The sequence below is a fragment of the Gordonia araii NBRC 100433 genome (assembly GCF_000241265.1).
Lineage (GTDB): Bacteria > Actinomycetota > Actinomycetes > Mycobacteriales > Mycobacteriaceae > Gordonia > Gordonia araii.
Genome location: NZ_BAEE01000064.1, coordinates 157,800 through 176,551, shown reverse-complemented (window position 1 = coordinate 176,551; position 18,752 = coordinate 157,800). Strand labels below are relative to the sequence as shown.

19 protein-coding genes are annotated in these 18,752 nt (G+C 67.0%); 16 read left to right on the top strand and 3 right to left on the bottom strand.

The window, feature by feature from the left end; all coding sequences use genetic code 11:
• Window positions 1-17 precede the first annotated feature (17 nt).
• From GOARA_RS14950 to GOARA_RS14940, 3 genes are read left to right on the top strand one after another with little or no spacing between them, the layout of a single operon-like run.
• Entirely contained in the window at window positions 18-1,568 is a 1,551-nt protein-coding gene (locus tag GOARA_RS14950; protein WP_007323244.1) for an NAD(P)/FAD-dependent oxidoreductase, read from the top strand.
• Window positions 1,569-1,573: 5 nt separating this feature from the next.
• The gene (locus GOARA_RS14945) at window positions 1,574-2,836 is read left to right on the top strand and encodes a hypothetical protein (protein WP_007323243.1); all 1,263 of its coding nucleotides are present in this window, start codon (window positions 1,574-1,576) and stop codon (window positions 2,834-2,836) included.
• A gap of 12 nt (window positions 2,837-2,848) precedes the next feature.
• A complete protein-coding gene (locus GOARA_RS14940) occupies window positions 2,849-3,454 on the top strand; it encodes a TetR/AcrR family transcriptional regulator (protein ID WP_007323242.1) in 606 nt (201 codons plus the stop codon).
• Window positions 3,455-3,484: 30 nt separating this feature from the next.
• On the opposite strand, the gene GOARA_RS14935 is transcribed toward GOARA_RS14940, so the two are convergent.
• Window positions 3,485-4,003, bottom strand: coding sequence for a hypothetical protein (locus tag GOARA_RS14935; RefSeq protein WP_138947719.1), 519 nt, complete (start codon window positions 4,001-4,003; stop codon window positions 3,485-3,487).
• Window positions 4,004-4,047: 44 nt separating this feature from the next.
• On the opposite strand from GOARA_RS14935, the gene GOARA_RS14930 reads away from it, so the two are divergent.
• The 13 genes from GOARA_RS14930 to GOARA_RS14870 all read left to right on the top strand — a co-directional run bounded on the left by GOARA_RS14930 (window position 4,048) and on the right by GOARA_RS14870 (window position 16,538).
• On the top strand, window positions 4,048-4,662 hold the full coding sequence (locus tag GOARA_RS14930) for a hypothetical protein (RefSeq protein ID WP_138947718.1): 615 nt from the start codon (window positions 4,048-4,050) through the stop codon (window positions 4,660-4,662).
• 143 nt (window positions 4,663-4,805) lie between these two features.
• Window positions 4,806-5,615: an MlaE family ABC transporter permease gene (locus GOARA_RS14925; protein ID WP_007323239.1), complete on the top strand. Its 810-nt coding sequence runs from the start codon at window positions 4,806-4,808 to the stop codon at window positions 5,613-5,615.
• A gap of 1 nt (window position 5,616) precedes the next feature.
• The gene (locus GOARA_RS14920) at window positions 5,617-6,480 is read left to right on the top strand and encodes an MlaE family ABC transporter permease (RefSeq protein ID WP_007323238.1); all 864 of its coding nucleotides are present in this window, start codon (window positions 5,617-5,619) and stop codon (window positions 6,478-6,480) included.
• Window positions 6,481-6,483: 3 nt separating this feature from the next.
• Window positions 6,484-7,803 (top strand): MCE family protein, encoded by a 1,320-nt coding sequence (locus GOARA_RS14915; RefSeq protein ID WP_007323237.1) that lies wholly within the window; start codon window positions 6,484-6,486, stop codon window positions 7,801-7,803.
• A complete protein-coding gene (locus tag GOARA_RS14910; RefSeq protein WP_007323236.1) occupies window positions 7,800-8,819 on the top strand; it encodes an MlaD family protein in 1,020 nt (339 codons plus the stop codon). Before GOARA_RS14915 ends, GOARA_RS14910 begins: the two co-directional genes overlap by 4 nt.
• Before the next feature lie 10 nt (window positions 8,820-8,829).
• A complete protein-coding gene (locus tag GOARA_RS14905) occupies window positions 8,830-9,873 on the top strand; it encodes an MlaD family protein (protein WP_007323235.1) in 1,044 nt (347 codons plus the stop codon).
• Window positions 9,873-11,024, top strand: a complete 1,152-nt coding sequence (locus GOARA_RS14900) for an MCE family protein (protein WP_007323234.1) — start codon at window positions 9,873-9,875, stop codon at window positions 11,022-11,024. The genes GOARA_RS14905 and GOARA_RS14900 overlap by 1 nt, the downstream gene beginning before the upstream one ends.
• Window positions 11,021-12,154 (top strand): MCE family protein, encoded by a 1,134-nt coding sequence (locus tag GOARA_RS14895; protein WP_007323233.1) that lies wholly within the window; start codon window positions 11,021-11,023, stop codon window positions 12,152-12,154. The genes GOARA_RS14900 and GOARA_RS14895 overlap by 4 nt, the downstream gene beginning before the upstream one ends.
• Window positions 12,151-13,380 carry an MlaD family protein gene (locus tag GOARA_RS14890; protein WP_007323232.1) on the top strand — a complete coding sequence of 410 codons (1,230 nt, stop codon included), beginning with the start codon at window positions 12,151-12,153 and terminating at the stop codon, window positions 13,378-13,380. The genes GOARA_RS14895 and GOARA_RS14890 overlap by 4 nt, the downstream gene beginning before the upstream one ends.
• Complete coding sequence (locus GOARA_RS20640) at window positions 13,370-14,050, top strand: Rv1363c family protein (RefSeq protein ID WP_007323231.1); 681 nt, start codon at window positions 13,370-13,372, stop codon at window positions 14,048-14,050. The genes GOARA_RS14890 and GOARA_RS20640 overlap by 11 nt, the downstream gene beginning before the upstream one ends.
• Before the next feature lie 35 nt (window positions 14,051-14,085).
• Window positions 14,086-15,015 (top strand): oxygenase MpaB family protein, encoded by a 930-nt coding sequence (locus GOARA_RS14880; RefSeq protein WP_007323230.1) that lies wholly within the window; start codon window positions 14,086-14,088, stop codon window positions 15,013-15,015.
• A gap of 122 nt (window positions 15,016-15,137) precedes the next feature.
• Entirely contained in the window at window positions 15,138-15,872 is a 735-nt protein-coding gene (locus GOARA_RS14875) for a GntR family transcriptional regulator (RefSeq protein ID WP_007323229.1), read from the top strand.
• Between the two features lie 42 nt (window positions 15,873-15,914).
• The gene (locus GOARA_RS14870; protein ID WP_050947301.1) at window positions 15,915-16,538 is read left to right on the top strand and encodes a hypothetical protein; all 624 of its coding nucleotides are present in this window, start codon (window positions 15,915-15,917) and stop codon (window positions 16,536-16,538) included.
• Window positions 16,539-16,554: 16 nt separating this feature from the next.
• Here the strand turns inward: GOARA_RS14870 and GOARA_RS14865 are convergent, their stop codons facing one another.
• Both GOARA_RS14865 and GOARA_RS14860 read right to left on the bottom strand, forming a co-directional pair.
• On the bottom strand, window positions 16,555-17,235 hold the full coding sequence (locus tag GOARA_RS14865) for a TetR/AcrR family transcriptional regulator (protein WP_007323227.1): 681 nt from the start codon (window positions 17,233-17,235) through the stop codon (window positions 16,555-16,557).
• 189 nt (window positions 17,236-17,424) lie between these two features.
• Window positions 17,425-18,651 carry an oxygenase MpaB family protein gene (locus GOARA_RS14860; RefSeq protein ID WP_040523460.1) on the bottom strand — a complete coding sequence of 409 codons (1,227 nt, stop codon included), beginning with the start codon at window positions 18,649-18,651 and terminating at the stop codon, window positions 17,425-17,427.
• Between the last annotated feature and the right edge of the window lie 101 nt (window positions 18,652-18,752).

Here is an 18,752-nt window from a genome sequence, read left to right as displayed (position 1 = left end):
GAAATGAGGTGTCGCGGGTGAGTCTCGGGAAACGAGCGGTCGTGCTGGGCGGAAGTATCGCGGGGATGTGCGCTGCCGGTGCCGCGGCGGCGTATTTCGACGAAGTGCTGGTGCTGGAGCGCGACATCATCCCCGACGACGCCGAGCACCGGCGAGGCATTCCGCAGAGCAAGCACCCGCATTTCCTGTTGAACTCCGGTCGCCGCGCGATGGATGCGCTCTTCCCGGGTTTCGAGGACGCGCTGATCGACGCGGGCGCCCTGCACATGATGCCGTCACTGGCCGCGGCGCACTGCGAGGGCGCCGGCTGGGTGCCTCGCAAGGAGGCGCCGATGACCATGGTCTACGCGTCGAGGCTGCTCATCGAGCGGACCCTGCGCGAGCGTCTTGCCCGGGTGCCGGGCGGGCGCGTCGTCGAGGGCGTCAACGTCGAGGGACTCGAGACCGCCGACGGCGGACGGGTCACCGGCGTGTGGGTGCGCGGTGGCGACGAGGGGCCGGACCGGCGGTTGGTGGCCGCGGATCTCGTCGTCGACGCGCTGGGGCGGGGCTCCGCGGTCGCGGATTGGCTGGCGAAGGCGGGCTGGCCCGAGGTTCCGGTGCAGTCGCTCGACGCGGGTGTCACCTACACCTCCCAGTGGTTCCAGAAACCGGCCGACCCGCCGGCGAGCTGGTGGTGGGCGCAGATGTCGGTGATGCCGACCGCCGACACCGGACCGCATCCGGTCGAGCACGACTTTCTCTGCCAGATCTTCCCGATCGAGGGCGACCGCGTGCTGGTCACGATGGGGTCGTGGGGCCATCCGATGCCGCGCAAGGAAGAGGAGTTCCTGGAGACCGTGCACAAGGTGCGGGCGCCGGCATTCGGTCGTGCGGTCGACCTGTGCGAGCCGATCTCGAACGTGTTCGTCACGAAGTCGACCGGCAACAAGCGCCGTCGCTACGACGCGCTGGCCGACCCGCCCGGCGGACTCGTCGTCATCGGCGACGCCATCTGCGGGTTCAACCCGTTCTACGCGCAGGGCATGAGTTCGGCGTCGAAGTCGGCGGTCCTGCTGCGGGACAAGCTGCGATCGGCCGATGCCGCTGGAGGAGACGTCGGCGTCGGGTTCTGCCGCGACTACTTCGCCTCGCAACGGCAGTTGCTCGACGACATCTGGACGCTCGCCCTCGCCCGCGATCAGGGCTACGCGAATGCACAGGGCACCGAGGTCGTGCCGCGCTGGCGACAGCGGCTCGCCAACCGTGCGAGCTGGCCGCTTTTCAACCACATCTCGGCGACGACGCGAGAGGATGACGTCGTCGCGCAGCATTTCGCCGACGTCTTCAACCTCGAAGAATCGGTGACGACGATGGTGCGCAGCCCGCGCGTGCTGGCGGGTCTGGCGTGGTTCGCGGGCAAACGCGCACTGGGCCGGACGAAGCTGCCCCTCGGGTTCGACAGTCAGCAAGACCCGCCGTCGCACGTGTGGCGCGACGGCAAGCCGCATCCGGCCGGCCGCGTACGCGTGATCCCCAAGGGGACGGCACCCGAAGACATGGCAGCCGTTTCGGCGGCGGGAAAGTAGGAGAAATGGCGGCCTGCACCCCGGGCGACGTCCCGTCGATCATCACCGGCTATCTCGGATTCGATTGCGAGAAGGCCAATCCCATCGTCACCGTGCGCAATCCGGCCGACCTGGCGAACTGGACGCTGCCGGTCCTGGAAGTGACGATCGTCCTCGGCGCGGTCCTCGCCCTGGTCCACGCCATCAGACGGCTGCGCCGCGATGGCGACCCGACGAATCTGGCGATCTGGGTGGGTTCGCTGGTCTACCTGTTCGTGATCGAGCCGCCGCTCTACTTTCCGGAGTGGTTCCGCGCCGAAGAGGCGATGGGATTCATGTTCTCCCACAACGTCTTCACGGTGAACTTCATGTTCGACCGGTTGCCGCTCTACATCGTCGCCTTCTATCCCGCGGTGAGCCAGCTGGCCTACGAGATCGTGCGCGCCTGGGGGTTCTTCGACGGGTCACGGCGCTCGGCCCTGCGGGGCTCGATCGTCGTGGCGCTCGTCTTCCAGGCCTTCTACGAGATCTTCGACCAGCTGGGTCCCCAGTTGAAGTGGTGGGCCTGGAACATCGACGCCCCGTTCTACGCGGACACGGTCCGCCAGATGCAGGATCGGGGCATACCGACCGACAAGCTGGGCAATCCGTCGGCGGTGCCGACGCTGGCGTCGGTCCCGTGGGGCAGCGTCTGGCTGTTCGCCACCGTCTCTTTCGCGGTGCTCGTCTACCTCGCCGTCCGCCTCGTGCGCAACGCCGCACTGGCCGGGAGTGCGCCGCGAGGGTGGTCGCTGACGTGGCGGATTGTGGTCGCCGGGGTGGTCGCGGTGATCAGCATGCCGTTGCTGTCGATTCCGACGGCGGTGTTCGGGCGAGACGAGCACGCGAATCAGCAGGCGCAGACGGTCGTGTACACGATCGAGCTACTCCTGGTCTGGGCGATCGGGCTGGCACTGCTCTACGCGCAGTGGCGCCGGTTGCGCGCTCAACCGGGCACGGGCGCCGATGACGCGCGCACCGCCTACCCCTTCCTCGTCGTCTTCCCGCCGTTGTTCCTGGCGGTGCATCTGGTGCTGTGGGTGACGGCGCTGCCCGCCTTCTTCGGCGCCGAGGACGGGCTGACCGCGGACAACACGCCGATCGGCAACCTTCCCTATGTGGTCGCCTGTTTCGCCGTCGCCGTGGGGGTGCTGGCGTTCGCGCTGATCCGTGGACGGCGGGCGGCGACGCCGTTCGGCGACGGGGCGGGTGCGCCGCGCGGCGCCGAGGTGCAGGCCGATGCCGTGTGAGACGATGGCCGCATGAGGACCCGGGGGTGGCAAGGCGATCTGCCTCAGGACTCCGATGAGGCCCGAGAGCGGATCCTGCGTGCCGCGGCGAGCTGCGTCGAGCGCTTCGGTGCTCAGAAGACCCGGCTGGCCGACGTCGCCAACGAACTGGGTGTCACCCGCCAGACCGTCTACCGCTACTACTCGTCGGTCGACGAGATGCTAGTCGCGGTCGCGCGAGCCGGCACGGCGGATTTTCTCGATCGGATGCGCGCGGATCTGTCGCACGTGCACACCGCGGCGGACGCGATCACCGAGACGATTCTCTACTGCCTGCGAGTGCTGCCCGACGAACCCGCGATCGGACTGATGCTGCGGGCGGGGGAGACGGAGTTCTTCACCCGCGAGGCGACGTCGGCCGGGGCCGTGGATCTGGGCGCTCAGATGCTGCGTCGGCTCGACGTCGATTGGGCGGCCGAGGGTTATGACGACGATGCGATGACCGGCCTCGCCGAGCTGGTCATGCGGATATGGCTCAGCTTCCAGCAGTACCCGACCGTCCCGCCGCGATCCGACGACGAGCTGCGCGCCTTCATCCGGCAGTGGATCTGTCCGCCCGCGCCCACTCGGCGCAGGTGAGGTGCCCACTCGGCGGATATCGCCTGTTGCCTAGTAGCCGATGACCCCTGCCGTGCCGTTCGACAGCCAGGTGACGCCGTCGAAGATCTGGTTGCGCGGCGCGACCAGCAGCACGGTCGGACTCACGTTGCGGCCGCATCGGATGTTGAGCCGATGGATCCCGGGCGCGACGTCCTTGCCGAGCAGGGTCGTCGACACGATCATCGGGGGAGCGGGGCGCCGTTCCGGAGCCGTCCGCCCGGCGGGCGCGGTCCGCCGAGGATTCGCCGGCTGCCGCTGACCCGTCGGCCGCCGCTGACCCGCCGGGCGCTCGGTCACGGCTTCCGGTGTCGCGACCACCCGATCGTCCATCCAGACGCGGCAGCGCGTGTCGATCCCGACCGCGGAGCCCCGGTGGTAGGTGATCTGCCAATCGGAATCGCCCGAGCCGGTCACGCTGATCGTCGGGACGGGCGCAGCGTGTACTTGCCCGGTGGCCGGGAGCGTCAACGCCGCTGACGCGACCAACACGAGAACGGAGGTTGCGAAACGTCTTCCTGTGAACAACATCGACAGATAATATCAAAAATATGACATTTGTTGAATGGATACTGTTGGCGATCGGCGCGTCGGTCGCGATCGCGCTCGCCGGCCTGCTGGCCGCAGGCGTTGCGGCCTCGATCGCGCGCCGGCCGGACCGCGCGCCGGTCGAGCCGTTGACCCCGGCCGAACTGGACGAGTATTTCCAGCGACGGGCGGCATTCGCCATCACCGTGTCCGCGCGTACGCCACTCGCGCCGGACGTGGTGTTCGACCGCCTCATGGGCCGCGCGTATCTCAGCAGCCTCCCGTTCCTCTCGGGGCCGGACTGGATCGACGGCCACAGCGCCCAGGAGCGGGGTGTCTGGTCCAGGCGCACGATGTCGGGAACCATCTATTCCGTCACTGAACAGGTGATATTGGCCAAACCGGCGGAGACGTTGGTGCTCACCGGAACGGCGGTCTGCACGCCTGCGACGATCCAGTCCTTCGCCGAGCGCTTCGATATCTCGACCGTCGGCGCGAGGGGAGTGACCGAAGTGAGTTGGACCGTGGCCGGCACGCCGAGATGGGTGGGATTTCTGCCGTGGCGCTGGGCGGCGCCCTTGGTGAGCCCCGTCCTCGCTTTCGTGCTTCGCCACATCCTGCGCCTCGGCGCTTTCCGTGCTCCGCGCGCAGAGACCGCGTAGGCCGCGTAGGCCGCCAAAAGGACCTAGGTACCGTTGTCACATTTCATATATGAAACATGTTAGGGTGATTTCGTTGTGATCACAGCCACAGCGCGCCGCGGATCGGGCCCGGCGCCGGATTACAACACCGATCGGGGGATTTGATGGCGTTCGAGCTTCCCGCCTCACGCGGGCCGGTTCGCGACCTCGCTGTGGAGGCGGGGCACACGCTGGGGTTCGCGTTGCAGGCGGTGGGGGCGCTCGTCGTCGCCACGCTGCGGTTCCGCCTGTCGCTCGCGGAGACGCTCAATCAGATCGTGTTCATTGGGCGGGTGAGTACCGGGCCGTCGCTGTTGCTGATGATCCCGGTGGGGGTCTTCATCGCGGTGTCGGTCGGCGAACTCGCCGGCCGCATCGGTGCCGGCGGTTACTCCGGCGCCGTGGTCGCCTTCGTCATCGTCGGGCAGGCGGCCGCCCTGGTGTGCGCCCTGATGATGGCCGGTGTCGCGGGGTCGGCGATCTGTACCGACCTGGGCTCACGCAAGATCAGGGAAGAGATCGACGCGATGGAGGTCATGGGCCTCAACATCATCGAGCGGCTGGTCGCACCGCGCATCGCGGCCGCGATCGTCGTCTCGGTCGTGCTCTGTTCGCTGATCACGGTCACCGGCGTCGGCGCTTGCTACCTCTATCACATCTACGTGCAGCATCTTCCCGCCGGCGCGTTCATGTCGACCTTCAGCCAGTACGGGCGCATGTCCGACTTCGTCATGGCGCTGGTGAAGGCGTCGATGTTCGCCTTGCTCGCGACCATCGTGGCCTGCTTCAAAGGACTGCACGCCCGCGGCGGTCCGAGCGGCGTCGCCGACGCGGTCAACGAGGCGGTCGTCGTGGCTTTCGCGCTGGTCTTCATCTTCAACACGATCCTGTCGCAGGTCTACACGGTGATCGTGCCGGCTGTGGGGGCGTACTGACATGGTTTCCACCACCGATGTCCGGGTACGGACGCGCCTGGGCTACCGCCGCCGCCTCGATCCGCTCGTCGACCACACGGTCCGCTTCGGCGAGTACGTCACCTTCATCGGCCGCGCGGTCGCCGCCATCCCGTACACGCTGGTCCACTACCGCAAGCACGTCGTCCGGCAGATCGCGGAGATGACCTTCGGCACCAAATCCCTTCTCTCGGGAGGCGGAACCATGGGCATCGTCCTCGCGATGTCGCTGGCCGCCGCGATGATGCTGGGCGTCGAGACGTATCGCGGCTTGCAGTTGGTCGGGATGACGTCGCTGTCGGGCATGCTGGCCGCGATCGCCAACACCAGGGAGCTGGCACCGGTCGTCGTCGCGATCGCCCTGGCCGCGAAGGTCGGGACTGGATTCACCGCCCAGATCGGCGCGATGCGGATCTCCGACGAGATCGCCGCGCTCGACGTGATGGCCATCCGGTCCATCCCGTTCCTCGCGACGACGCGGATGATCGCCGCGATGGTGTGCGTTCTGCCGATCTACATGATCGGTCTGCTGGCCAGCTACATCGCGACGCGCGCGGTCGTGGTCTGGTACAACGGCGAGTCGTCGGGCACCTACGACTACTTCTTCCATCTGGCGCTCACGCCCACCGACCTTCTCTATTCGGCGATCAAGGCCGTGGTATTCGCGGCGATCGTGACGCTGGTGCACTGCTCGTACGGCTACTTCGCGAGCGGCGGACCCGAGGGAGTCGGTCAGGCCGCTGGCCGCGCGTTGCGCACCTCGATCCTGGCGATCGGAATCTTCGACGTGGTGTTCACCTTCGGTCTGTGGGGGCTGGTCCCGCAGATCCCGGGATTGGGGCTGTAGCCGATGACGGTCATGTTGCCCGGAAAGTCGGTCTCCCGAGCGCGCTATGCGGCGCGCGCGATTCTCGCGGCCCTGTTGATCCTCGCGTTCTCGCTGTGGATGGTGTCGCGCAGCACCGGCGTGCTCGATTCGGACCCGAAGGTCTACGCCGAGATCCCGGCGTCGGCGGGTCTCATCCAGTCCGGGGCGCCCGTGCGATTCCACGGGGTCAAGGTCGGCGAGATCAGCTCGATCGACGCCGGCTCGGCGTCGTCGCGGGTCGGGCTGACCATCGACGGGGCGGCGATGGGGAGCATTCCGGCGACCGTGATGCTGCGCGTGCTTCCCCGCACCTTCTTCGGCGACATCTACGTGCAGCTCGCACCGATCCCCGGATCGCCGCAGACGCACGTCGCCGCGCCCCTGACGCCCGGCGCGCAGATCGCCGTCGACGACGGACCGGACGCGATCAACCTCTACAACATCTTCTCGAAGCTCTCCGAATTGATCGCCGAGGTCAAGCCGGACGAGATGAACGTCGCCCTCGCCGCCGTCGACAAGGCGATCGGCGGGCGCGGCGAGCAACTCGGCATGATGATCGACGACTGGTGGACGGCGTCGAAAGAGATGGAGTCGACGATCAACCGGTTCATCGACGCCACTCCGCAATTCGCGAGGGTCACCGAGTCGCTCAAGCGCGCGACGCCGGCGATGATGGAAACGCTGTCCTCGGTCGCGAACATCTCGCGCGGCGTGATCGACACCGGTGATCAGATCGCCGAGTTCTTCGTCTCGGCCAGCGGCTACCTGGGATCTGTCGGTCCGTTCGTGGCGAAGAACCGGAAGAACCTGATCACCGTCGTCGATTCGACGGGGACGATCCTCGGTACCGTCGCCGACAATCCCACCGGCATCACCCGAACCGTGCGGGAGGCGAGCAAGTTCGGCAAGGCCGGGACCATCCTGTTCGCGTCGGGCCGGTTCAACATCACCGCGGTGCCGACCTTCTCCCAGCCGCAGCCCTACTCGGCGGCGGACTGTCCGACCTACGGGTCGATGCGCGGAGCCAAGTGTTTCGGCAAGCGATCGCTGTGGGGGACGGGACCGGTGCGCGCACCCGGTCAGCGAAACGGAACGATCCTGCATCCGCCCAAGCCCCGGATGCGGCCGGCCGGTTTCACCGATTCGGGGGTGATCGACGGGGCCGGAGAAGCGTCGGCGCTGCGCGGGCTGGAAGCGGTGATCACCGGGCAACGGCACCGGCCTGCGTCCGGAAACCCCAATGCCGCTACGACGATGATGCTCGGGCCGATGGTCCGCGGCACGGAAGTGAGGGTCCGATGACCAGGCTGCGCCTGCTGACCGTGATCAAAGCGGTCCTGTTCGTCGGTGTGGGGGTCGTCGCCTTCTCCTTGATGGCCAACACGTTGCGGACTCCGGTTCACGGAGCCACCGCGGACTATCTGCTCAACTTCGCCGACGCGGAAGGGCTGGTCGAGGGCAACCCGGTGAAGATGTCGGGAGTGCGGGTCGGACGGGTCGCGGCGATCGAACTGGCGCCGCAAGCCGACGGCACCGCCCGGGCGCGTGTCCGCGTGTCCATCGAACGAGCCCACCGCGTGCCGGAGCACGCCCGCGCCGCCGTGCGCTACGCGGACATGCTGGGCGCCCGGTACATCGCGCTGTCCGACGGCGGCCCCAATACGCCGCGGCGCACCGGCAACGAGATACCCGTCGAGGCGACCGCCGGCCCGGTGAACCTGACGGCGCTGATGAACGGGTTCGAGCCGCTGTTCTCCGCGCTGGACCCCAAGCAGGTCAACGAACTCGCGCAGGGTTTCGTCGACACGTTCGCCGGTCGGACCAAGTCGGTGGACCTCTTGCTCCGCCAGATCGCGTCGATGGGTTCCAGCCTCGCGGCGAACGGTCCGGTTTTCGCCCGATTGGTCGCCAACCTCAACACCCTGATGTCGACCGCGGACAGCCGTAGCGCGCAGCTGACCGAGCTGTTCGTCGGACTCGGCCAACTGACGTCGGCGATCGTCGGCGACAACGGGCAACTCACCGCGCTGCTCGACTCCGGCGACCGCGCGATCGGTTCTCTCGCCCAACTGATGACGACGGCCGGCGACTCGTTCGAGCGCTCACTCACCGGCCTGCGGGAAGTCACCGACGCGTGGATTCCGAACACGCCGGCGTTCGAGACCTTTCTGGCCAGGTTCCCGGTCATGGCCGACCGGATCAACCACAGTGGACGTTACGGAGGATTCATGATGCTCTACCTCTGCAATTTCACGCTCAAGGCGTGGAACCTGGAGGCGAACATCTTCGGTCCGCTGCATTCGCCGGTGTGCAGGTAGGGGCCAGGACATGTTTCTCGTTCGGCTCATCGACGTCTTCGTCGGCATCCTCGAATTCGTCTTCAAATCCGACAAACGGGCTCAGGGTGCCTCGCCCGCCGTGCTGGGTACCGCCGGAATCATCACGCTGGTGGCGCTGCTGCTCTTGGCCACCGGTGTCCCGCACTGGCGGTATCTCGCTCGCAGCGAGCCCTACGCCGCGGAGTTGGGGAATGCGGCAGGTCTCACCACCTCCGACCCGGTCCTCATCGCCGGCGTGCCCGCCGGACGCATCGAAGCGGTCCGACTCGCCGGTGACCGGGTACGGGTCGAGTTCCGCCTCGACCGCAAGCAGCCCCTCGGCGACCAGACGCGCGCCACGGTGCGACTGCGCACGGTGCTGGGAAAACGCTACTTCGAACTCGTACCGGGCGGCCGCGGCCCGGTCGGCCCCGACAACACGATCCCGCTGAACCGGACCGACGCGGCGTACACGCTCGACGACATCTCGGCTGACGCACTTCGCTCGTCGACCGACGTCGACCCGACCGTCGTCCGGGCGATGCTGAACACGATGGAGTCCATGGTGCCCGACTCCCAGCAGTTGTCGTCGACGCTGGCCGGTGCCGGTGGGGCGGCACTGGCGATTTCGGGGACGGGGGCCCAACTCGACCAACTGCTCGGGATCGCGAAACGCCTGGCGCAGGCGACCGCGGGACAATCGGACTCCGTGTCCACCGCCATGGCGAACACGCAGGCGATCGTGCAGACCCTCGTCGTGCGCAGATACGTGCTGACGCGGCTGGCCGACAACCTGCGCCTGGTGCTGGCCAAGATGGCGCAGACGTTCCCGCGGATCCCGATGGCGGAGCTGACCACCAACATCATGGCCGTCACCGGGACGCTCAAAGCGAATGCCGCCACGATCGACGAGATCCTCAAGAAGCTGCCGCCGGCGATGCGCACGATCACCGATGCGACCGGCAACGGCAACTGGGCCGACGTCGTCTCCCCGTCGGCGGTCATTCCCGACGGTCTGTTGTGTGTGCTCGGAACGATGCAGGGGTGTAGCTGATGACTTTTCGCCAGGTCCGTGAAGTCCGCGTGCGCAAGCGCTACGGCGGCAAGGTTCTCACCGCGCTGGTGCTGGTGACCGCCATGGTCTACAGCGGGTGGTTCTTCCTGCTCCGCGATCCCCAAGTACGCACGATCGGCGCCGATTTCGCCTTCGTCAACGGGCTCTACCAGGGATCCAAGGTGACCATCCTGGGCGTGCCGGTGGGGCGGGTGGAAGAACTCGTGCCGCGCGGCGACCACGTCCACGTCGTGATGAGCCTCCCGAAGGGCATCGACCTGCCCGCCGACGTGCGCGCGCATGTGCTCAACCCCTCGGTCATCAGCGACCGGCACCTCGACCTGGCACCCGCTTACACCGGCGGCCCCACCCTCGCGGCCGACAGCACCATCCCGCGCGAGCGGACGAAGGCTCCGATCAGCTTCGACCAGCTGATCGGCAGCCTGGGGACGCTGACCCAGATACTCGGCCCGAGCGAGGCGCCCGGAGCGACCGATGTCGGCACGCTGCTCAACCGCACAGCGCAGTCGTGGAACGGCCGCGGTACCAAGGTCAATCAGGCGCTGACCGAATTGTCCGCCGCCAGCGGGGTTTTCGGTGCCCGCGCCGACGACATCGGCGCGTTGATCGCCAGTCTCGACCAACTGATGGCCACGTTCCGGGCCAAGCAGGTTTCCCTGGACGGGCTCGTGCGCTCGATGGGGGATCTGTCGGCCCAGTGGCAGGCGGCGAACCAGGATGTCGCGACGCCGATCAAGAATCTGCGCGTCGTCTTCGATCAGATCAACGGCTTCGTCGTGGCGCACGGCAACGATGTCGGCACCGTGGCGGCCAATCTGGACGAACTCGGACGGGTGGTCGCCGCCAACCGGGCCGGCTTCGCCGAATTCATGGACTTGGCGCCGTTGATGCTGCAGAACCTGTCGAGCACCATCGGACCCGACCGGCGGGGCCGCATCCGGCTCAACGTCTCGACGACGCTGACGCAGTTCAAGACGCTCAAACCGCTGTGCGATCGCTTTCCGATGCCCATCTGCATCGGTGCCGGGCTGACGAACCCCATCGGTTTCCCCATCTCCAGCTCCGATCCGCTCGGGATCGTATCGGCGATCACAGGCGGCCAGCTGCCGCCGAAGCCGGGGCCCCGATGAGCCCCCGGCGATGGGGGCTGACCGCCCTCGCGGTGGCATCGGCGGTCGCGACGGCGGGGTGCGGAATCGGCCTGCAGGACGTTCCCGTCGGAGGTGTGCGGGGCACCTTCGACGTCACCGCCGAACTCGACACCGCCGACGGGGTCGTCGACGGCGCCGACGTCATCAACGGGCAGCAGGTCGTCGGCCGGGTGACGGCGGTCCGCCTCGTCGACGGCCAGCCGGAACTGACGCTGTCGCTCCGCAAGACCACCGACCTCCCGCAGAACGTGACGGCGGCCGTCGAGATCCCGTCGGCGCTGGGCACCCCGTTCATCCGGCTGCAGAATCCTGCCGTCGCGGAGGGGCGGCTCGGCGCCGGTGGGCGAATCACCGCGGATCGGACCTCCGTCGGCCCGCAGGTCGAGGGGACGCTCGCGGCGCTGGGCAACATCCTGACCGGCAGCGGGGTGCGTCAGCTTCAGTCGGTGATGGCGGCCCTGAACACCGCGTTCGCCAACCGGTCCGACAAGGTCGGGGAGCTGATCGACACCCTCAACCGCCTGCTGGCGCGCTCGTCGCGCCACACCGAGGACTTCAACCGCGCGATGCGGGTCGCGGCCGAGGCGACCGATCTGATGACGGCGCGGCAGGCCCAGATCGAGGCGTTCCTCGGCGAGACACCGCGCGCGGTGACCGTCCTGGCCGCCCAGCGCGACCGGATAGCGGCACTGATGACGCAGACGACGAGCCTCGCGACGAACCTCGACGCGATCACCAAGGGCCGTCAAGACCGACTCGACGCCCTCGTGCCCGACGCCGCGAAACTGGTCGACTCGCTGGCCGCGTTCAACGACGGCGTCGGACACACGCTGGCGAACATGAACTCGTTCATGCGGAACTTCTCGCGGGCGATCCGGGGCGACTACCTCGTCTTCGACGGGGCACTCGACATTCCTGGCGGCATCGACAAGATCATCACCGGGGGCCTTCTCGGCTCCGGTCAACCGCTGCCGTCCCCCGGGGAACTCGCCGACATCTTGTCGGGCGGTCTGTGGCGGGACCGCAATCACCAGGCGAAAACCCCCAAGAAGGCCGCACCCAAGGCAGCGCGGCCGGGCAGCGCCCCGCGGCGAGGAGGCCGGCCATGAGAGACCGATTCCCCACCGGCACCCTGCAATTCGTCATCTTCCTGATCGTCTCGGCGATCGTGATCCCGGTCGGTATCAACTTCATCGCCGGCCCGGAGGGCTTCGGTTCGAAGCTGCGCCTGCACGCCCGGATGGACGACGCGTTCGGCCTGACCGCCGGCACCGGTGTCACCCTCCGCGGCGTCGACGTCGGCACGGTGGCGTCCGCGTCGCTGAGTCCGGATGGTTCCGGGGCGCGGGTCGACCTCGTGCTGCGCGGCGACACCCGCGTGCCACGGGATTCGTTCGTGCAGGTCACGATGGCCTCGATGGCCGGCATCCAGAGCGTCGACATCATCCCCAGTTCCGAAGCCGGCCCCTACCTGCGGAGCGGGGATGCGATCGCCGCGCCCGCCGACAAGCAGCCGATGCAGATGGACGCGATCATCGCGCGGGCCGCCAAGGTGTTGGAGACCTTCCGGGGCGGATCGGTGGCGACGATCGGCAACGAGCTCTACCGGGCCTTCGGCGCCGACGGCGACGCGCTGGCGAAGTTCGTGGCGAACGGTTCGGCGCTGGCCAAGGTGGTGGCCGCCAACGCGCCGATGCTGCGGGGGCTGCTCACCGAATGGCTCGACATCCTCGGGGCGATGGGTGCCACGACCGCGACCTTCGAGTCGGGCATGCGGTCGGCCGCGTCCTTCACCGACCAGCTCGACGCCAATCAGCCGGTCTTCGTGTACCTGCTGGACCACTCGCCCCGCGCTTTGGCCCACGCGCAGCGCCTGTTCGACAAATACCGGGGCACCTTCGGCGGTGTGCTGGCGAATCTGGTGGCGGTCGAACCGATCGTCAGCGATCGTCGCGAGTCGTTGCGGACCGGTCTCAAGACGATCCCGCAGGGTCTGGTGGACCTGCGCTCGATCGTGAAGGGTGACCGAGCCGACTTCGCCTTGATCGGCACTCAGGGGCCGGTGTGCCTCTTCTACGACGAGCCGCGCCGCGCCGTCGGCGATCTGACGCCGTCGCGGCCGAATCTGGCGCGGTACTGCCCGCCGGGCGACGGCTACGGCCAGCGCGGATCGGTCAACGCGCCTCGGCCGAACAACCTGGGCACGCGCAACTGGGGATCGCCGGGGGCGCCGTCGGGGCCGCCGACGGTCACCGACCCGGTACTGGTGCCCAACGGGGCCGAACTCCTCCAGATGTGGGAACAACTTCTCGAAAGGACGCGAAATGGCGAGTAAGACAGTCGAGCCCGACACCGTCGACGGTACCGATGAGGTGGCGAAGACCGACGATGCGGTCCGGGCGGAAACCGCCGCCGAAGTGCCCAAGCGGAGTCGAACGGCGGTGCGTTCGGCACCGGCGAAGCGGCGCAGACCCGACGCCGCGAAGCGTGCGACCGCCGATACGAGCACCGCACCGCCGAAATCGCGCCGGCGGGCCGGGGCGCTGCTCGTCGGGCTGGTGGCACTGTTGCTCGCCGCCACCGGCTTCTTCGGCTACCACTACTTCGCTGCGTCGGCGGGCGCGGACAACGCCGAGACCCGCTCGGAGATCGTCCGGGTCGCCAACGACTACGCCACCAAGCTGTCGAGCTTCGACTACCGGGATCTGAACAAGAACCGGGAGTCCATCGCCGCGATGTCGACGGAGGACTTCGGCAAGAAGTACGACGAGATGGTGAAGGCCCTCACGGAGATCGTCGCCAACGGCAAAGGGGTGGCGACCGCCGAGGTCATCAACTCCGCGGTGGAGTCGGTGAAGGACGACAAGGCGACGGTCATCCTCTTCGTCAACCAGAAGGCCACCAACGTCGTTGCGCCGGACGGCAAGAACCAGCCGTACCGAATGGTGGTGAAACTTCAGCGAACGGGCGGGCATTGGCTCGTCGACGATGTGCAAACCGTGTGACCCGATGATCGATTCCAACCGGAGGTAACGAGGACATGTCAATCGCCAACCACGCAATGAAGTACACGCCCGACCTCGACGAGGCCGTGCCGGAACTGCGAACACAGGACACACGGATCGAGATCACCACCAGGCGCCGCCGGCTGACGAGTCTGCGCAAGCCGGCGCAGATCTCCGAGGCGATCGACTTCTGGTCGCTGGCCGGCGCCGCCGCCAACGTGGTCATGCAGCTCGGCTGGCCCGAGGTCGCCTACGGGGTGATGGAGAGCAAGGTCGAATCAGGGGCGTTGATGAAGCACCCGTGGAAGCGGGCACGCACGACGTCGCAGTATCTCGCGGTCGCCGTACTCGGCACCGACGAGGAGAAGGAGGCCTTCCGGGAGGCCGTCAACTCGGCGCACCGCCACGTCAAGTCCGACGAGCGGAGCCCGGTGAAATACAACGCCTTCAACCGCGAACTCCAGCTGTGGGTGGCGGCCTGTCTGTTCATCGGCGTCGAGGACTCCCACCAGCTCCTGCACGGCCTCATGAACGAGGAGGACGCCGAAGAGTTCTACCAATCGGCGAAGACGCTCGGTACGACGCTCCAGGTTCCCGACGACATGTGGCCGGCGACGCGAAAAGACTTCGACCACTACTGGAACGTGGCCTGCCAGCGCGTCGTCATCGACGACACGACGTGTGACTTCATGAACGACCTCGTCGACCTGAAGATGATCAATCCGTTGATCCGCCTGCCGTTCGTGAACCTGCTGCGGTTCTTGACGATCGGGTTCCTCCCGCCGCTGTTCCACCGGCAGCTCGGGTTGGAGTGGACCGAAGACGATCGCCGCCGCTTCCAGCACCTCTTCACCTTCGTGTCGATCGTCAACAAGTTCTTGCCGAAGTTCATCCGGGCCGGCGCCACCAAAGTTCTCATGAAAGACCTGCAATGGAGGATGAAGCATCACAAAGACATGATCTGAACGGCGCGCCGGGAGGCCGTGCGGCGAGGCGATCGCGGGGTGCGCCTCACCTGTGCGGGCGTGCCCGCACGGCATACTGAGGCCAGATGTGAACGCGGGTCGGGGAGAACGAAGGGATAGACGTGACGAGGGCAAGTCTGCGTAGGACGCAGCTGACCGACGAGGTCGCCGGCGATCTGCGTACCAGGATTCTCACGGGGCAGATCCGCCCGGGAGAGTTCATCCGACTCGACGACGTTGCCTCGGAACTGGGCTGCAGCGTCACCCCGGTCCGGGAGGCGCTGGTCACCCTGCGCGGCGAGGGACTGGTGCGGTCGTCGCCGCACCGCGGATTCATCGTCGATGAGTTGAAGCGCGAAGACATCGTCGACATCTTCTGGATGCAGTCGCAGCTGTCGGCACGATTGGCCGTGCACGCTTCGCGGAATCCGGATCTGGAGGACCATCTCGTCGAGCTCAACTCGATCGTCGACGCGCTGGAGCAGGCGGTCGAGTCGGGTGACTCGGACAAGGTCCTCAAATGCGAGTACGAGTTCCACCGGCGCATCCACCTCGCCTCCGAAAGCAAGAAACTGGCGTGGTTCCTGGTGGCCGCGTCGAAGTACACCCCGTACAGCCTGTATCTCCAGGACAAGGATTGGGGGACACAGGCGGTGGAGAGTCACCGGCGCCTGATCGGCCACCTGGCTCGCGGCGATGCGGAAGCCATCACGGCCGAGATCCACAGCCGGTTCATCGATGCGCGGGAACGGTTGGTGCGAGAGCTCGAGCTGCGCGGATTCTGGGAGGAATCCGGAGCCGAGGACGACGTGAGCGACGATGCGGAGGCAGCGGGAATCGCCGCGTCGAGCGCTTAGGAGTCGGTGCGGCAAGCCATGATTGCCGGGAAGTGGCAAACTATGTCGGTGCCCGAATACATGACCTATGAGGAATTTGGCCGACGCTTCTTCGAACTCGCCGTGACCGAGCCCCGCGTCGGCGAGGCATTCGCGTCCATCGCCGGAGAGAGTTTCGACGTCGGGCCGATCCCTTCCGGCCCCGGCGGCATGGTCAAGGTCCTCGCCCGCGTCAGCATCGACGAGCCGAACATCGAGCGCTCGGTGGAGGACCTGATTCGGTTCACCGTGCAGATCCCGCTGCGGATCAAGATCGAGATCGACCTCAAACTCGACCGTCTGCGCTACGACGTGGACGGGCTGATCACGCTGCCGTTGACGGTGCACGCCGTCGAACCGCTGCAGATCCACTTCGACGTCGAGGCGCCCAAACCCGGCGACGTCCACGTCGACGTCGCGTCGCGCAACATGCGGGCCGAGATCGTCCGGAACCTGGCGCAGGTCGACGACGAGGTGCGCCGAGTCATCGCCAAGCAGGTCGCCGAAGAGATCAACAAGCCCGAGGTCAAGGCCGCGCGAGTCATCGACGTGGATGCCCAGCTGTCGGCCGCGATGGATTCCAAGCCGGTCGCGGATGAGATCGAAGAGGCGGTCGAGGACGCTATCGACGAGATCGGTGAGGAGTAGTCCCCGGATCGGGGACCTATCGCCGCTCGGGGAGCGGCGGCACGGCGAGCATCGGCACCAGGAAGCGCCGGGCGAGACCGGCCAGTTGTTCGTCGTCGTCGATGTCCACGATTTCGCTGGGCGTGGTGAGGAAGGATGCCGACACGCGAACCATCATCTCGGCCACGAGATCGACGTCGGCTTCGGGCGCCACGTGACCGGCCGCCTGCTCGCGGCGCAGCTGACCGGACACGAACTGGCGGACGACCGCGACCATGCTGCCGTCGTCGCCGACCATGGTGTGCGCCAACAGATCTGGATCAGCCGTCAGCAGTCCCTCGACGATCGGATTACCGCGAATCGCGCGCAACGAGCTGACGAAGCCGAGAACCACCCGGTCCTCGACCGTGTCCGCGTCGCGGATGTCGACGAGGAACCGGTCGAAATACCGGCGGTACTCGCGCAGGGTCACCTGTTCGACGAGTGCGTCCTTGGTCGGGAAGCGCCGGTAGACGGTGATCCGCGCTACTCCGGCGCGCCGGGCGACATCGTCCATCGTCGAGTGGCGGACGCCGATGGCGCTGAACTGTTCGCGCGCGGCGTCGAGGATGCGCGTTCGGATCTCGTCGTCGGTACCGGTGGTACCCGAGGTATCGGCCAGGACGCGTCCGAACATGGCGGCGACGCGGGGATTGGCGACTGGCGGCACAGCCTCCATCACACCCTCCTGACCTGATCCGGCCCGGAAGTTTAACACGGTCGTGTCGTCGGCTCTGGTGTCAGAACGCCGGTGTGATGGCGGCGCTAACTGCCGTATCCGCCGTACCCGCTGGAGCCCATGTCGAGCCAATAGAGCAGGTTCTGGAGGAAGTGGAAGATGGTCACGTCGGTCTCCTTCGGCGGGGCGCTAGAACTTCCGGTTGTGCTGCGGGAGTTCGATGCTGATGGGCATGCGGAGTTCGGACATGTACCAGAGCACGAACTGCCGCAAGAACTCGTCGAACATCCAGTAGGCGTTGTCCATCGGCGGTGCGACGTTGAGAACTCCGGAGCGGACCGCGACGTACGGCGCCCAGCTGACTTCCAGGAGCGGGCTCCACACGGGTTCGCGCGGGACCCTGATCCAGTCCGCGATCTTGTCACCGAGGATGAAGCGGGTGAAGGCGCCCAGGATCGGTTTGCTCAGCAGCGTGAGGTCGAGTTGCGCGCCGAGCGCGAGGAGTTCTTGAGCCAGTTGCCGGCCCTCGCGAGTCGGCGCCAGAACGGGGTCGAGAACCTGTTTCGCCTGGGAATTCGCCTGTTTCCACGACGACGGGAGGTACTCGTCGCTGATGCCGAGGAGGTGCCCGCAGACCTGCCAGCTGTGCAGGTATCCCTGGGATTCGTGGCGGGGCGTGGGGACCCGCCAGGCAGTCATGTTCTGCATGATCGTCGTCGGGAGACTGTGCCAGGTGATCATCAGGTCGTCCTGGCTGATCGGGACGTATTTCTTCGGCCAGTGCGGCGACTGCGGCAGCAGATGGCGCACGGCGGCGTGGATCATCCTGGTCTTCACGCACGTCAAGATCATCTGGCCGTCGGGCTCGTAGGCGTTCACGGTGCCGATGTCGTAGCCGAGTTTGGCGGTCTTGGCGATACGGTCCTTGAAGAATTGACCGCCCTTTGAGTAGTAGACCGCGCGTGCCTCGTTGGGGATGACCGTCGACATCATCCCGCTGGCGAAGGCGTAGAGCACGGAGATGAGGGTCCCGTGCTTCTTGTTGTATTCGAAGCCCGCGGCGAGTTTGCGGTGGTCGGTCCACTCGGGGAGCTTCCGCGCGTACTCGATGAAGTCGCGCAGCTCGTTCGGCAGATTCTTGGGCACGGCCTGGCCGTTGCGGACCCAGGTCCTCAGCTCGGCGTTGATCCGGTTGACGTTGTGACGTTCCAGCACGTTGGCGATCACCGGATCGGCCTCCGGATCCCACACCGTCCGCGGGTCCGCTCCCGAACCCCGGCCGGCTACCGATCCCCGCGGCGACCAGGACCACGGTTCGGCCCGCGCTGTACTCCCGACCGCTAGTGCGCCGACGGCGCCCACGGCGGCGCCGCCGACTCTTAACGCATCACGTCTACTGACCTCGCGTTCCAACATTCCCCGACCTCCCTGTGGACTGAAACAGAGATACACGATGTGTACTCATGTATCTCAATGAGACCACGATCACACCCTCAAGGGGTGGGATTGGAGAAACT

Bases quoted from the DNA above. Each gene is read 5' to 3' on its own strand.
- GOARA_RS14945 (WP_007323243.1), top strand. From the start codon at position 1,574: ATGGCGGCCTGCACCCCGGGCGACGTCCCGTCGATCATCACCGGCTAT.
- GOARA_RS14940 (WP_007323242.1), top strand. From the start codon at position 2,849: ATGAGGACCCGGGGGTGGCAAGGCGATCTGCCTCAGGACTCCGATGAG.
- GOARA_RS14935 (WP_138947719.1), bottom strand. From the start codon at position 4,003: ATGTTGTTCACAGGAAGACGTTTCGCAACCTCCGTTCTCGTGTTGGTC.
- GOARA_RS14925 (WP_007323239.1), top strand. From the start codon at position 4,806: ATGGCGTTCGAGCTTCCCGCCTCACGCGGGCCGGTTCGCGACCTCGCT.
- GOARA_RS14920 (WP_007323238.1), top strand. From the start codon at position 5,617: ATGGTTTCCACCACCGATGTCCGGGTACGGACGCGCCTGGGCTACCGC.
- GOARA_RS14915 (WP_007323237.1), top strand. From the start codon at position 6,484: ATGACGGTCATGTTGCCCGGAAAGTCGGTCTCCCGAGCGCGCTATGCG.
- GOARA_RS14910 (WP_007323236.1), top strand. From the start codon at position 7,800: ATGACCAGGCTGCGCCTGCTGACCGTGATCAAAGCGGTCCTGTTCGTC.
- GOARA_RS14905 (WP_007323235.1), top strand. From the start codon at position 8,830: ATGTTTCTCGTTCGGCTCATCGACGTCTTCGTCGGCATCCTCGAATTC.
- GOARA_RS14900 (WP_007323234.1), top strand. From the start codon at position 9,873: ATGACTTTTCGCCAGGTCCGTGAAGTCCGCGTGCGCAAGCGCTACGGC.
- GOARA_RS14895 (WP_007323233.1), top strand. From the start codon at position 11,021: ATGAGCCCCCGGCGATGGGGGCTGACCGCCCTCGCGGTGGCATCGGCG.
- GOARA_RS14890 (WP_007323232.1), top strand. From the start codon at position 12,151: ATGAGAGACCGATTCCCCACCGGCACCCTGCAATTCGTCATCTTCCTG.
- GOARA_RS20640 (WP_007323231.1), top strand. From the start codon at position 13,370: ATGGCGAGTAAGACAGTCGAGCCCGACACCGTCGACGGTACCGATGAG.
- GOARA_RS14880 (WP_007323230.1), top strand. From the start codon at position 14,086: ATGTCAATCGCCAACCACGCAATGAAGTACACGCCCGACCTCGACGAG.
- GOARA_RS14870 (WP_050947301.1), top strand. From the start codon at position 15,915: ATGTCGGTGCCCGAATACATGACCTATGAGGAATTTGGCCGACGCTTC.
- GOARA_RS14865 (WP_007323227.1), bottom strand. From the start codon at position 17,235: ATGGAGGCTGTGCCGCCAGTCGCCAATCCCCGCGTCGCCGCCATGTTC.
- GOARA_RS14860 (WP_040523460.1), bottom strand. From the start codon at position 18,651: ATGTTGGAACGCGAGGTCAGTAGACGTGATGCGTTAAGAGTCGGCGGC.